Consider the following 14,378-nt stretch of genomic DNA (forward strand, 5'->3'; position numbering starts at 1 on the left):
TTTTAGCATCAATGAAAATCAATTGAAAATTAAAAATAGTCCCAATTTTGAAGGTAAAAATACCTACAGCGTCAGACTAAGAGCCACAGATTTTGCAGGTGCTTTCACCGAAAAAATGTTTAGCATACAAATTACAGATCTAAATGAAGCACCTACAGATATTACATTATCTAATAATAGTATCGCAGAAAATGTTCCAGCCAATACTTTAATTGGCAGCTTAAACAGTAAGGACCAAGACTTAAACGATACTTTTACCTACACATTAGTGGCTGGGCAAGGCGATGCTAATAACAACGATTTTAGCATCAATGAAAATCAATTAAAAATTAAAAATAGTCCCAATTTTGAAGGTAAAAATACCTACAGCGTCAGACTAAGAGCCACAGATTTTGCAGGTGCTTTCACCGAAAAAGTGTTTAGCATACAAATTACAGATCTAAATGAAGCACCTACCGATATTACATTATCTAATAATAGTATCGCAGAAAATGTTCCAGCCAATACTTTAATTGGGACTTTAAGCACCATTGACCAAGACTTAAACGATACTTTTACCTACACACTAGTGGCTGGGCAAGGCGATGCTAATAACAGTGATTTTAGCATCAATGAAAATCAATTGAAAATTAAAAATAGTCCCAATTTTGAAGGTAAAAATACCTACAGCGTCAGACTAAGAGCCACAGATTTTGCAGGCGCTTTCACCGAAAAAATGTTTAGCATACAAATTACAGATCTAAATGAAGCACCTACCGATATTACATTATCTAATAATAGTATCGCAGAAAATGTTCCAGCAAATACTTTAATTGGGACTTTCAGTGGAATAGATCAAGATGTTAACGATTCATTTAGCTATCAACTAGTTGCTGGTGCAGGAGATAGAGATAACTCCAGTTTTAACCTTAGTGGGGACGCATTGAAAATAAATATTTCACCTGATTTTGAGAACCAACGCGAATATAATATTCGAGTAAGAATAAGAGATAAGAGCGGTTTAGGCATGGAGAAAATGTTTGTTATTAATATAATTGATGTGCTAGAAACACCTCCTCCATTTAGTCTGCCAGCAAACAATTTCACTATCGCCATTACTAGTGAAACATGTAGAAAGAACAATGATGGGAAAATAAAAATAAGTGCGATACAGAATTTAAACTATAAATTAAGTTTGAGTCATAAGGGCAAAATAGATGTATATTCATTCAATAGCATTCAAGAAATAATTAATCTTGAAGCAGGAAATTATGAAGCTTGTATCATAATTGAAGGGAAAGTTGATTATAAACAGTGTTTTAATTTAGTAATAACCGAGCCACAAGACCTAAGTGTCTATTCAAGTATTAACATTAATACCAATATACTCTCTCTAAGTTTAAGTGGAGCTAATAATTATACCATCACTTTAAACAATCAAATAAGCAAGATAAATTCAAATAAAGCCGAATTTGCATTGAAAGAAGGCAGGAATGAACTTTTAGTTACTTCCGATAAACCTTGCCAAGGCAGCATTTTCAGAACGATCTATTATAATTCACAAGTACTTGTTTATCCTAACCCCTTCAATAATTCACTCAAAATAGAATTAAATGAGGAAAAACAAATAAGTAAAATTGTAGTGATGGATTTAAATGGAAAAGTTTTTTATCAAAAACATACACCAAATGGCTTTTTTGAACATTCACTAGATTTGGACTTAAGTTTTCTGCCCGAGGGACTATATATGTTAAAATTGTCGGGAAATAACCTTGAAACTGCACAGAAAATTTTAAAGCAGTAGATAAGATGTTTATTTGGTTCTTGAAACCCAATTAATTAAGGAAACGTTTGAAAAACAATTAGAATTTTCTTGATTCCAAACTAATTTAAATGATATAATTTATTACAAACAAAAAATCAAAATCATGAAAACAATCAAAATAACCTTAGCGATTTTATTAATCAGTTCAGCCTCAATGGCGCAGAATTCAAATAGCTTAACTTATGTTTCCTCAGCTGATGCTAGCATTTACCAAGGTGACAACGTTCGCAATTATGGAACAGAACTTAAACTTAGCGTGAAAAACAAGAAAGGAAGCACTGTTAGTCGTAGATCCCTATTGCAATTTGACTTGAGTGGCCAGGAAACCAAAACATTTACTAAAGCAGTATTGAAATTTTATGTCAATAACCTGGAAGCTGCTGAAGGATCTAGTGCAAATAGCTTAATAATTGACATCAGTAGCATTGAAAATAATTGGAAAGAGTCAGAAGTCAATTGGAAAATCGCTCCAAAGCCGGTCCTTAAAATTGCGAGCATTCAAGTTGAGAACGAAAAAACTTGGTATGAAGTTGACCTTACTGATTATATCAAAGGTCTTATTAGTAATGAAAAAGTCTTCAGCCTTATTTTAACTAATAGTGAAGGTAACGGCACATTAGCCGAATTAAGTTCAAAAGAAGGCAAGAACAAACCTAGCCTAATTCTACAATAATATAGATTATTAATAGGAAGTTAGACTCTTTTATTTTAAATGAGCGTCTAACTCTTTTCTTATAATTTTGGTCCATATTGCGTAACCCTCTTCATTAAGATGTATTTGATCTTTTACAAATAAATCTTTAATCGGCTTACCATCTTTACCTAGATAAGAATCTTTAGTTTCTATAAAATGAAAGTTAGAAGAACTTTCGCACATGTTTCTTACTAAGCGGTTAGCCTCTTGCACTTTATCCCAAGCACTAATGCGCGCATTTGTAGCGGTAATAGCAATCCAAAATACTGGCACTTCTGGATATTTAGTCCTGATTTTACGTTTAATAAATTGAGCCATTTTTAAAATATCCTGAGGCTTAGAATCGTTCTTTTTTCCTGTAAGATTATTTGTCCCACTAAAAATAACGATAGCTTTAAAACGGTGAGGATAAACTATTCGCTCGAAATAATAAGCTAAATCTTCAATCTTAGAACCTCCGAAGCCCCTCGAAATAACCGAATGAGGCTTCATATCTTCCTCTATGGTCGTCCATTTTCTTATACTTGAACTACCCGTAAATAAAATAGCGTCATCTGGATATTTTTGCACTTTACTAACTTTTTCAAAATTAGCAATCTCAGTAGCCCATTTTGGAGTACTCGTACTATTGCGATATTTATAAAGTGGTGAACAATTAATAGTTAGGCATAAAACTAATGCTGAAATAACAATTACTGCTAAAGATTGACGTGAATTCATACGATTAAATTAAGAAATCTATTAAAAAATATAAAACTGAAGGACATAGTAAACAACCTAAACCGGTGTAAAACGTAGCTGTTAATGCCCCATAAGGTACTAACTTTTCATCAGTAGCTGCTAAGCCGGCCGCAACCCCACTTGTGGTACCTATAATACCGCCATATATCATAGCTGTATAGGGATTATCTAAGCCGATTTTGTTAGCAATAACAGGAGTAAGAATGGTAACCAAAATTGATTTAATAACACCAATTGTAATACTAATTGCGATAACTTCAGAGCTGGCTCCCACAGCTGAGCCTGTTATTGGGCCTACAATAAAAGTACAAGCTCCTGCGCCAATGGTGGCAAAACTTTTAGCATCTGTATAGCCCATTACATAAGCTATTGAACCACCAACCAGAAAAGAAAAAACAACCCCTATAAACAAGGAAAAAATTCCGACTAGACCAGCACGCTTAATTTCCGAAAAACTTACCCCCATAGCTGTTGCTACAATTGAAAAATCTCTCAACATTGAACCACCAAGTAGAGCCATCCCTGAAAATAAAGGAATATCAGCCACCCCCTTTTTGCCACCAAAATATGCAAAAAAAAGCCCCAAAGTAATGGCTAATGCCGATCCAGGGATTTTATTGTTTGTTAATTTTTTTGATATCCAGAACGATATATAAATTAAACATCCCACAAAAAAGAATGCAAAAATTAGACTGTTCTTTTCTACAACTTTATCGAATAAATCCATCCTTTACAAACAGCTAAACAGTTAAATCATCATTCACATCAGACTTAGATTTGCCCATACGTGCAATCAAAGGAATTAATGCAAAACTTACTAAAGTTCCTAAAACACCAACCATAACCGCTACCCATCCACCAGTTAAAGCGGCTTTGACATGCTGCGTGGCCGACATAGCAACCACCACTGGAATATACATTGAACTCCAAAACAACACCCCCTTGTCTGATTCTTTATCTACTAAACTCCTCTTATTCATCCATTCCTGCATGAAAATAAAAAGAATCATGGCAAATCCCACCCCTCCAACATTCCCATCTATATTAATAAGGCCGCCTATAAATTCGCCAAGCATCTGCCCCAGCAAAAAACAAATTGCTAATAATGCTACACCGTAAATTTTCATGTATGATTTAAATTAATTAAAACAAAATTTTAACATCTTTTTTAGTGACTTTACCCATTGTATTTCTTGGCAATTCTGAAACTATGATATAGCGTTTAGGTGTTTTGTAGGAAGCCATCCTATCCCTAATCCAAGTATTAATTTCTTGTGTATTTGTATCTGATTTTGCTACTATTGCCGCTCCTACCAACTCTCCCCACTCTTCATCTTCAATACCTACCACTGCGCAATCTGAGATTTCAGGATGAGTACGCAGTACTTCTTCAATTTCTAGTGCTGATATTTTATAACCTCCTGACTTAATGATATCAGTAGAATTTCGGCCCAAAATTTTATAGTTATTATTCTCTAGAATGGCAATATCTCCAGTTTTAAACCACCCATCCTCCGTAAATGATTTTGCTGTTTCCTCAGGACGCTGCCAATAATATGGAAATACATTCGCTCCTTTAATTTGGATTTCCCCAGGTTCGCCTATCACAACATGATCATCCTCAGAAGCCAATCGAACCTCTACACCCGGTAAAGCTTTTCCCACGTATCCAGCTAAGCGCTCACCACGATAAGAATTACTAATGGCCATACCTATCTCAGTCATGCCATAACGCTCCAATAAAGTATGCCCAGAAATAATTTTCCATCGATCCATAACCGTTATTGGCAAAGCTGCCGAACCAGAAATCATAAGTCGAAAACCTTCTAAACATTCTCTAATAGATTCCTTTTCTGGGAGATCTAAAGTATCCCAAAATGCAATTAACTTGAAATAAATAGTAGGAACAGCCATAAAAACATTAACATCTCGCTGCTTAAATATTTTAAAAATTGCCTCTGGCGAAAACTTATCCAAAAACTGACATACAGCTCCAGCTGCTAATGAACAACAAACCACATTAACTATTCCATGAACATGATGTAAAGGGAGTAAACATAAAGTATGATCCGAATCTTGCCATTCCCAAGCTTGCAATAAAGTGTCCACTTGTGCCTCAAGATTTGCAAATGTACTTACTACCCCTTTGGGTAAATTAGTTGTCCCACTAGTGTAAAGAATCATTGCCATGCGTGAATTATCTAATTCAGGCAAATTTGATAGTAATGGTATCTGTAGCGATGATGTGGTAAAAATTCTAATATCCAATTCTTTAGCCAACTCCTGCAATAACTCCAAGTAACACGCATCAACAATAATTATTTTAGCGCCGGTGTCATTAATAACATATTCAAGTGCATTTAAAGGATGAGTGATGCAAAGAGGAACAGCAACTCCCCCCGCTTGCCAAATACCCCATTGCGTTGCAACATAATCAAAACCAGGGTTTACCATAAAGGCAACTCTATCTTCCGATAAATCACTTTGCTCTCCAAGCAAATTAGCTGAAACATACCTAGAAACACTAAGCAATTTGCTATATGAATATTCTAACTCATTAAAGATTATTGCTGTTTTGTTACTATAAGACTCTGCTTTAATAATATGTTTAAGCATGAAAAAACGATATATTTAGATTAAAAATTAATCTAAATTTCTACTTTTTTAAATAAATTTCGATGATAATGTGCGAAAACGATTTCGTTTAAACCAAATAAGTATTCTAATTTGATTCCATTAAAAAGGTTTATCTTAGTAATTAAGACCATGAAAAAGACAAACCTAAAAACATTAGCAGAAGAGCTAAATCTATCCATTTCTACCGTTTCAAAAGCGCTAGGCGATAGCTATGAAATAGGTTTTGAAACGAAAAAGAAAGTGAAGGAGCTCGCTGAGAAATTAAACTATCAGCCAAATCCCTTTGCGAGTAGCCTGAGAAGAAAAAACAGTAAAACCATTGCTGTGGTTATCCCTGAAATCTGCAATAATTTTTTCTCTCTTGCTATTGATGGTATTCAAAGTATCGCCCAAGAAAAAGCATATGATATTTTGACGTATTTAACACACGAAAATTTAATTAATGAAATTTCAACTATAAAACACTTGAATAATGGTCGTGTAGATGGAGTTTTAATGTCAATTTGTAGTGAAATCAGTAACCATGCTCACTTGGCCGAATTTAGAGATAATAATATCCCACTCGTGTTTTTTGATAGGGTGGATGAAAATCTCGACTTTCCTACTGTAACAACCGACAATTACGAAAGTAGCTATCATGCTACTCAACATTTAATTGATGCAAAATGCAAAAAAATCGTTTTTCTAGCCACATCAAAGCATCTATCAATAATGAAAAAACGCATTAATGGCTATATAAATGCACTTGAAAAAACTACTGAAAAATTTGAACCAAAAAATATTATCGAATGCTCAGATAATAACGATGAAAATTTAGCCATCATTCGTAAACAATTGGAATCTGAAGATCGTCCAGACGCAATCTTTGCTTCCGTGGAAAAACTCGCCATAGCAACATATCATATCTGTCGTGAATTAAATATTAAAATACCTGAAGATCTTAAAGTTCTAAGTTACTCTAATTTAAATACGGCATCATTACTGCAACCTTCTCTTACTACTATATCACAACCCGCCTTTGAAATAGGTCGAGAAGCGGCTTCCATTCTAATAAAATTAATTGAGAAAAAACATACAGATGATTTAACTAATAAAGTCATCATAAAAAGTTCCTTAATTGTAAGAGATAGCTCAAAATAAAAAAATACCTTTTAAACCTCATTTTAACACTCAATACCTACTTTATTAGCGTGGAATTATTGTAGCGATTTGTAGCGATAAATTTTGAATTGCGATATTTTTTTAGTATATTATAAATTGTTCTTTCCAATACTCTCATTCAGGTAATGTAGATTTCAGGGACTATCCCCATCGCTCTTCTGCTAGGTGTTGTCACCTTAACAGCCACCCTAACTGCCGCTTTCGCAGTTTTATTAACCCATTTATTTGCGCCTTTGCGTCTCTTCGAGACACACAAATTAAATTCTCGCAAAGGCGCAGAATTTTCTTGGTGAAAGCGCATATAATTTAACAAAAGAGGACAGGTCGCGACCTGTCCCTACGAACAGACCTTGTAAATTCTAAATTTAGCACATCGCTCCTCTGCTAGGTGTTATCACCTTAGCAGCCAACCTAAATACCGCTTTTTCGCTTTTATTAACCCATTTCTTTGCGCCTTTGCGTCTCTTTGAGACACACAAATTAAATTCTCGCAAAGAGGCAGAGACGCAGAATTTTCTAAATAATAATTAATTAAAAAACAATAAGAAATTAAGGTTCATTAAGAAAAAAACAATGATTTTATTGTTGGTAGGGACAGGTCGCGACCTGTCCCTACCAACAGACCTTGTCAATTTTTAAATTAGCACATCGCGCCTCTGGTCGGTGTTGTCACCGTACCAGCTAAATCTTCTAATTTTTTTGCAGATTTAAGAAGATTTACGCAGATTATTTTAGGCAGATACATAACTCCATAAATCATCTCCACTTAACTAAATGCAATAATAAATTTTCTTAAATAAATATCCTCCTTGAATTTTTAAAATACACCTTATCTTTGCATTATAAATGAAGGGATTAGTAATCAAATCAACCGGAAGCTGGTATGGTGTTTTAACCGATGAGGATAAGACCATCAACTGCCGCATCAAAGGCAAGTTCAGAACGCTGGATATCAAGACTACCAACCCTATTGCAGTAGGCGATCATGTTGATATTGAGCTCGAACCCGACCAAGAAACAGGATTAATTACCCTCCTTCACCCCCGAAAAAATTACATCATCCGTAAATCAATAAACCTTTCTAAGCAAGCACAAATTATTGCAGCTAATTTAGATCAGGCCTTTTTGATTGTAACTTTAGCTTCGCCGCGGACTTCCTTAGGCTTTATCGACAGATTTTTAGTGACCGCCGAAGCCTACGACATTCCCGCCAAACTCATCTTTAATAAATTAGATTTATTTAGCGAAGAGGGACTAGAAATATTAGAAGAATACCAATCCATTTATGAACAAGCAGGCTATCCTTGCTATAGTGTTTCGGCAATTCAGCAGACTAACCTAGATCAAATTATAGATTTACTAAAGGATAAAGTAACTCTAGTAAGTGGTCATTCAGGGGTTGGAAAATCAACATTAATTAATGCGCTTTTACCCGGTCAAGAACTAAAAACAGGCGAAATATCCGACTGGAGCGATAAAGGAAAACATACCACCACCTTCGCCGAAATGTTTAATTTGCCCTTTGGCGGATACTTAATTGATACCCCCGGAATACGTGAATTAGGTGTTTTCGACATCGAAAAACAAGAACTAGGTAGATTATTCCCAGAAATTAGAAAATTAATGACTAATTGCCGTTTCCATAATTGCAGGCACATTAATGAACCTGGATGCGCTGTTTTACAGGCACTAGAAAATGGTGAGTTTGAATCTTCACGATACGATAGTTACCTAAGTATCTATAATGATAATAATACCAGAGGATGAGAGCAGTCATACAAAGAGTTAGCCATGCTTCCTGCACCGTAAATGGTGAAATTACAGGACAAATTAAACAAGGATTTATGGTTTTATTGGGTATTGAAGATAGCGATACCGATGAGGATCTTACTTGGCTCGCCCAAAAAATTGCCAATATGCGTATTTTCTCAGATGAGAATGGTTTAATGAATAAATCTTTAGAAGATATTGATGGCAATATACTGTTAATCAGTCAGTTTACGCTTTTTGCCGCGACAAAAAAAGGCAACCGACCGGGTTTTACACGATCCGCAAAACCTGATTTCGCTATCCCTCTTTATGAGAAAATGATATTGGAGTTAGCAAAACTAACTGGAAAGAAAATAGAATGTGGAATTTTTGGTGCCGATATGAAAATCAATCTTTTGAATGACGGTCCCGTAACCATTACCATCGACACCAAAGCCAAAGAATAAAACAATTGCCATGACATTAGAAGAAGCACAAAAAACTGTAGATCAGTGGATTAACACTACCGGTGTTCGTTATTTTAATGAGTTAACCAATACCGCTATCCTCATGGAAGAGGTTGGTGAAGTGGCTCGAATCATGGCAAGAACTTACGGTGAGCAATCCTTCAAAAAATCAGATGAAGGCCATGATCTTGGCGATGAACTTGCCGACGTGCTCTTTGTATTAATTTGCTTGGCTAACCAAACCGGCATAAACCTTACGGAAGCCCTCCAAAAAAACCTAGAAAAGAAAAATATTCGTGATGCCGATAGGCATAAGAATAATGAGAAATTGAAATAGGTTTATTGCATCTTCACCAAACGCTCACCTTCCAATACCGGAATACTATTGGTGATATTCAAATTCAGGCAAAAAGCAATATCCTCTTCAATTCCGAGCTTTTTTAAGCGCTCGCTATGTGAGGTCTTTTTAAGGTAAAGACCCAAATCGTCTTTAGCCAAATCGTATAAATCTGCAGAAGCAATGCCCGCATCATCCAAAATATAATCTTCATCCTTTAGGTAATGAACTACCCCACCCGCAAAAAGTGTATCCTCCAAATTGACTTTATCTTTCCAGCCTGAGCAAAGCAATAAAACGTCATTCGACTGACTTTTAAGCCAATTGCACAAAGCAGCAATATTCAAAAAAGAGCCTATTACAATCTTACTCGCATTGCGCGACATATTGATGGCATGCGTCCCATTAGTGGTGGTTAAAACAATTGTCTTCCCATTCACCTTCTCCTCTGTATATGAAAAAGGCGAATTACCAAAGTCAAACCCATTAACAACCTCCCCATTTCGCTCTGCGGCCAATAAAAAATCAGATTCACGATAGGATTCACAAGCTTCAATACTTGCAACAGGAATAATTGAAGTAGCGCCATTTTCAATTCCATAACAAATGGAAGAAGTGGCTCTAAAAATATCAATAACCACTACAATGCTATTCGAAATATCGTGTAAATGTAATAGTGCTGGTGTGAGGCAGACTTCGAGGTTACGTTTTTCCATTCTATTGATAATCAATTATTTGAATGGGAATTTTACCACCTTAGCTAAGATCTTATTTTCACGAATTCCGATAAAAATTTCGCTACCTTCCTTTGAAAATTCTGTTTTCACATAAGCTATTCCGATAGCTTTTTGAAGCGTAGGCGATTGCGTACCAGAAGTTACTTTTCCAATAACATTTCCAGATGCATCAAAAACTTCATAGTCATGACGTGGAATACCTCGCTCAATCATCTCAAAACCAACGAGTTTACGAGAAACACCGCTTTCTTTTTGTGCAGCTAAATTTTCAGAATTCACAAAGTTCTTGCTAAACTTGGTAATCCATCCTAAACCTGCTTCAAGTGGAGAAGTAGTATCATCAATATCATTTCCATAAAGGCAGAAACCCATTTCTAAGCGCAAAGTATCACGAGCTGCCAATCCGATAGGCTTAATCCCAAAATCAGCTCCCGCTTTAAAAACCTCATCCCAAATATGCTCCGAATGCTCTTCATCAAAATATAATTCAAAACCTCCAGCACCCGTATAACCTGTTGCTGAGATTAAAACATTCTCTACACCCGCAAAAACACCTTTTTTAAAGGTATAATATTCCATGGAGGATAAATCTACTTCGGTTAAACTTTGAAGTGCCTCGGCAGCTTTTGGTCCCTGAACAGCGAGTAAAGACGTACGATCAGAAATATTAATCATCTCTACTCCGCCAGTATTATATTTTGAAATCCAATCCCAATCTTTATCAATATTGGACGCATTTACCACCAACATATAGGTTTTTTCATCAATTCGATAAACCAATAAATCATCTACAATTCCGCCATTCTCATTTGGCAAGCAAGAATATTGAATTTTGCCATCAAAAAGCTTTGACGCATCATTTGAAGTAACGCGCTGAATCAAATCGATTGCACCTTCACCTTTCAGAATAAACTCACCCATGTGACTCACATCAAAAACGCCTACTGCCTTGCGTACAGTTTCATGTTCAATGTTTATCCCACTATACTGAACAGGCATATTAAATCCTGCAAAAGGAACCATTTTAGCACCTAGCGCAACGTGAGTATCATTTAAAGCAACATTCTTCATTTTGAAATTTTTTATTGGTTGCCGCAAAAGTAGTTAAAAACGATTAAAAGGAAGGCTCAATTTTTGCTTCTTTTCATTTAAATTGAAAGGCTCAATTGTGGATTGCTCACTCTAAAACTTTTACGGTGATAGGGCGTCATTCCAAATTCAATAACCGCATTCCGATGTTTAATGGTGGGATACCCTTTATTCCTCTCCCAATCGTATTTGGGGTATTCGGATGCAATATTGAGCATAAAGTCATCACGATAAGTTTTTGCCAAAATGGATGCCGCAGCAATAGAAAAATATTTCCCATCACCTTTCACTACGCATTGATGTGGGATGTCTTGATACGGTTTAAAGCGATTTCCATCGATAATTATAAAACCCGGACGCAGACTTAATTTATTGATAGCCAGGTGCATAGCCTTTATGGATGCATTTAAAATATTAATCTTGTCGATTTCTTGATGGTCGACCATAGCTACTCCAAAAGCCAGCGCTTCTTGCTCAATTACTTGCCTTAAAAAAAAACGATCAGATTCCTTGAGCTGTTTAGAATCGTTCAAAAGGTCATGTTTGAATTTTATTGGAAGAATCACCGCCGCCGCAAAAACCGGACCCGCTAAACAGCCCCTACCCGCTTCATCACAACCCGCCTCCATAAATTCATCTTGCAAAAAGGGTAAAAGCATAATTTATTAAATAAATCTAAAGCACCCGAATAGTTAAAATAGTGATATCATCCGAGTTCATCGCTGCATTATTTGCTGTTTGAATATCTCTTAAAATATTTTCATTCAGGCTATCTACAGGAAGATCCTTATTCTTTTCAAGGTGCGTAAATAATTCATTATCAGAGATATACACCTCCTCATTTGGACTTTCAACTAATCCGTCAGTATAGTTAAAAATAATGCTTCCGGGACTTAAAATCTCTTTTCCTACACTGATTGAAGGCAGCGTATCAAAGGCCCCGATGATGGTTGTACCCTCTTTTAAAAATTTAATTTCATCGTTACGCAATAAAATTGGAGGATTATGCCCAGCATTGACATAGTTCAACTCTCTGGTTTTTTCGTTGTAGAGACCTAAAAATAAAGTGATAAATCGATCTCCATTGGTGTTAGAAACTACAATTTCGTTCAATCGCTCAATAATTTTCACCAGATCATTTTCAACCGAAGCCCAAGCTCTTAAACTGGCCTGTAAATTAGCCATTAATAAAGCTGCCGAAACTCCCTTTCCTGATGCATCGGCAATACACCATAAAAATTCATTGGTGCCAGTTTTTATGAAATCGAAATAATCGCCGCCAATATTTTCATTTGGGAGATAGGTGGCACCCACTTCAACAGCACCAGTTTTGGGCAGGCTCCTAGGTATCAACATACCCTGTACCTCTACGGCAAGCTCCATATCTCGTTGCATCCTTTCCCTTTCTACACGCTCCTTGAATAGTTTTTTATTCTCTAAAGCCACCATAATCATATTGATTAGGGTTTGAATAAAATTCAAATCGTTTGCAATCAGCCTCTGATCCTCATCCAAATCGCCAATTAAAACAAAGGCAAGGAACTCATCTTGATGAAAAACAGGAACAAAATAGTCGTAGGTATTTAAAAGCGAATCTATATGTGATTTGAGCGAGCTAATTTCTTTGATGTTGCTTAGCGCCTGACAGGTTTTTTGTAAAACTTTGGCATTTTCAAATTCACCACCAAAGCGTGTCGCACAATAAAAATGTTCGCCCTCACGGATTAAAAGTCGGATTTTACCAATTTTTAAATGCTCATTCAAAATAAGAACAAGGATCTCAAATAACACCGAGGAAGCACTATTTTTATTAATAGCTTGCGTAATTTCAAGTAAAGAGTTCAATTCTGCCTGTCGCTTCAGGAGAAGTTGAATCAACTCACTTTCGTCATCTTTAAATGGCTGTGATTTGTCCGACAATGTTATGCTTTAAAAGAATGAATGCCTTTAATTATTACAAAAATACATAAAATAATAATTTAGAAATAATTACCTCACCATTCTACCTTTCCACATATATTTTCCAGAATTACCTGCAACACCAATAAAAATGAGATAAAAAATGTGAATTAGAGATAAAAATGGCTGATATCGCAATAATTTGGGTCTTCCCTCAAATTGGCAAACTGGAATCATAAATAAAAGCTCCACAATTGCTTTAAAAACAAAACTCGTTGCAGCGAACACCCAAAAAATAGGGTTAATAAATCCGGCAATAGCGTTTAACAAGATACTCAGATTAAAAAGCCAAACCACAATGCCCAAAGCTACAAGCCATTTATTTTTATAGCTCGTACTCTTTGAAGCCCAACGCTTACGCTGCTGAATAAATTCGCTAAGATTTGGCTTAGCATGCGTATAGACAATCGCATCCCGTGATTTACAAAACGCAATACCCTCGGGATAGGCTACGGCAACTTTATGCATGAAAAGCTCATCATCACCCGAGGCTAAATTATCAATTCCTTGAAAGCCATTCAAACCTAAAAAAACATCCCTCCGATAAGCCAAATTTGCTCCATTGCAGGTTGTTGGCATGCCATTCCCTATTCCCGAAGCTCCCAAACTAATCAAGAATAAAAATTCAAGGCTCTGTAATTCTTCGAATAAATTTTTCTCTTCGAAAAAGATTACTGGAGAAGAAACAAGTTTATAATTACCTGATTCAAAGCACGATACAATAGTTTTTAACCATTTTGGACCCATCCTACAGTCAGCGTCCGTAGTCACAATTAACTCAGCATCCGACTGCTTAATTGCTTCTGAAATGGCTCTTTTCTTATAGGAATTCAGGGCTTCCCTTTCATTCAGAACAATCAATTTTACCCCTTGAGTAGCAAAAGATCTTACAATTTCGGAAGTACGATCCGTTGAATGATCATCTACAATAATTAATTGCAATAAATGCGAAGGGTAGTCCTGCGCCAACACATCCTCAATCGTTTTTTTGATATTTTCTTCC

Annotated in this window: 15 protein-coding genes; 6 read left to right on the top strand and 9 right to left on the bottom strand. The window is 35.8% G+C overall.

Annotated features, from left to right (window positions below; all coding sequences use genetic code 11):
• Positions 1-1,783: T9SS type A sorting domain-containing protein (locus ACIQ0D_RS07030; RefSeq protein WP_395804093.1), on the top strand; the 1,783-nt coding region annotated here is incomplete at its 5' end.
• 124 nt (positions 1,784-1,907) lie between these two features.
• Entirely contained in the window at positions 1,908-2,477 is a 570-nt protein-coding gene (locus ACIQ0D_RS07035; RefSeq protein WP_395804095.1) for a DNRLRE domain-containing protein, read from the top strand.
• 30 nt (positions 2,478-2,507) lie between these two features.
• On the opposite strand, the gene ACIQ0D_RS07040 is transcribed toward ACIQ0D_RS07035, so the two are convergent.
• The 4 genes from ACIQ0D_RS07040 to ACIQ0D_RS07055 are packed head-to-tail and all read right to left on the bottom strand — an operon-like array spanning position 2,508 to position 5,855.
• The gene (locus ACIQ0D_RS07040; RefSeq protein WP_395804097.1) at positions 2,508-3,218 is read right to left on the bottom strand and encodes a GDSL-type esterase/lipase family protein; all 711 of its coding nucleotides are present in this window, start codon (positions 3,216-3,218) and stop codon (positions 2,508-2,510) included.
• Positions 3,219-3,222: 4 nt separating this feature from the next.
• Entirely contained in the window at positions 3,223-3,966 is a 744-nt protein-coding gene (madM, locus tag ACIQ0D_RS07045) for a malonate transporter subunit MadM (protein WP_395804099.1), read from the bottom strand.
• Between the two features lie 13 nt (positions 3,967-3,979).
• A complete protein-coding gene (madL, locus tag ACIQ0D_RS07050; protein WP_395804100.1) occupies positions 3,980-4,366 on the bottom strand; it encodes a malonate transporter subunit MadL in 387 nt (128 codons plus the stop codon).
• A gap of 16 nt (positions 4,367-4,382) precedes the next feature.
• On the bottom strand, positions 4,383-5,855 hold the full coding sequence (locus ACIQ0D_RS07055; RefSeq protein WP_395804102.1) for an acyl-CoA synthetase: 1,473 nt from the start codon (positions 5,853-5,855) through the stop codon (positions 4,383-4,385).
• A gap of 150 nt (positions 5,856-6,005) precedes the next feature.
• Between ACIQ0D_RS07055 and ACIQ0D_RS07060 the strand changes: the two genes are divergently transcribed.
• The 4 genes from ACIQ0D_RS07060 (at position 6,006) to ACIQ0D_RS07075 (ending at position 9,590) form a co-directional block, all read left to right on the top strand.
• A complete protein-coding gene (locus ACIQ0D_RS07060; protein WP_395804104.1) occupies positions 6,006-7,016 on the top strand; it encodes a LacI family DNA-binding transcriptional regulator in 1,011 nt (336 codons plus the stop codon).
• An 867-nt stretch (positions 7,017-7,883) separates the two neighbouring features.
• The gene (rsgA, locus tag ACIQ0D_RS07065; RefSeq protein WP_395804106.1) at positions 7,884-8,804 is read left to right on the top strand and encodes a ribosome small subunit-dependent GTPase A; all 921 of its coding nucleotides are present in this window, start codon (positions 7,884-7,886) and stop codon (positions 8,802-8,804) included.
• Entirely contained in the window at positions 8,801-9,253 is a 453-nt protein-coding gene (dtd, locus tag ACIQ0D_RS07070) for a D-aminoacyl-tRNA deacylase (protein WP_395804108.1), read from the top strand. The genes rsgA and dtd overlap by 4 nt, the downstream gene beginning before the upstream one ends.
• Positions 9,254-9,263: 10 nt before the next feature.
• Complete coding sequence (locus ACIQ0D_RS07075; protein WP_395804110.1) at positions 9,264-9,590, top strand: nucleotide pyrophosphohydrolase; 327 nt, start codon at positions 9,264-9,266, stop codon at positions 9,588-9,590.
• Positions 9,591-9,592: 2 nt separating this feature from the next.
• On the opposite strand, the gene ACIQ0D_RS07080 is transcribed toward ACIQ0D_RS07075, so the two are convergent.
• The 5 genes from ACIQ0D_RS07080 to ACIQ0D_RS07100 all read right to left on the bottom strand — a co-directional run.
• Complete coding sequence (locus ACIQ0D_RS07080; protein ID WP_395804112.1) at positions 9,593-10,306, bottom strand: 2-phosphosulfolactate phosphatase; 714 nt, start codon at positions 10,304-10,306, stop codon at positions 9,593-9,595.
• A gap of 15 nt (positions 10,307-10,321) precedes the next feature.
• Entirely contained in the window at positions 10,322-11,398 is a 1,077-nt protein-coding gene (gcvT, locus tag ACIQ0D_RS07085; protein ID WP_395804114.1) for a glycine cleavage system aminomethyltransferase GcvT, read from the bottom strand.
• A 77-nt stretch (positions 11,399-11,475) separates the two neighbouring features.
• On the bottom strand, positions 11,476-12,075 hold the full coding sequence (locus ACIQ0D_RS07090; RefSeq protein ID WP_395804116.1) for a ribonuclease HII: 600 nt from the start codon (positions 12,073-12,075) through the stop codon (positions 11,476-11,478).
• A 16-nt stretch (positions 12,076-12,091) separates the two neighbouring features.
• The gene (locus ACIQ0D_RS07095; RefSeq protein ID WP_395804118.1) at positions 12,092-13,336 is read right to left on the bottom strand and encodes a SpoIIE family protein phosphatase; all 1,245 of its coding nucleotides are present in this window, start codon (positions 13,334-13,336) and stop codon (positions 12,092-12,094) included.
• 69 nt (positions 13,337-13,405) lie between these two features.
• A partial coding sequence (locus ACIQ0D_RS07100; RefSeq protein WP_395804120.1) for a glycosyltransferase occupies positions 13,406-14,378 on the bottom strand: 973 nt, incomplete at its 5' end.

Origin of the sequence: Daejeonella sp., from assembly GCF_044342615.1 — a bacterium.
Classification (GTDB): domain Bacteria; phylum Bacteroidota; class Bacteroidia; order Sphingobacteriales; family Sphingobacteriaceae; genus Daejeonella.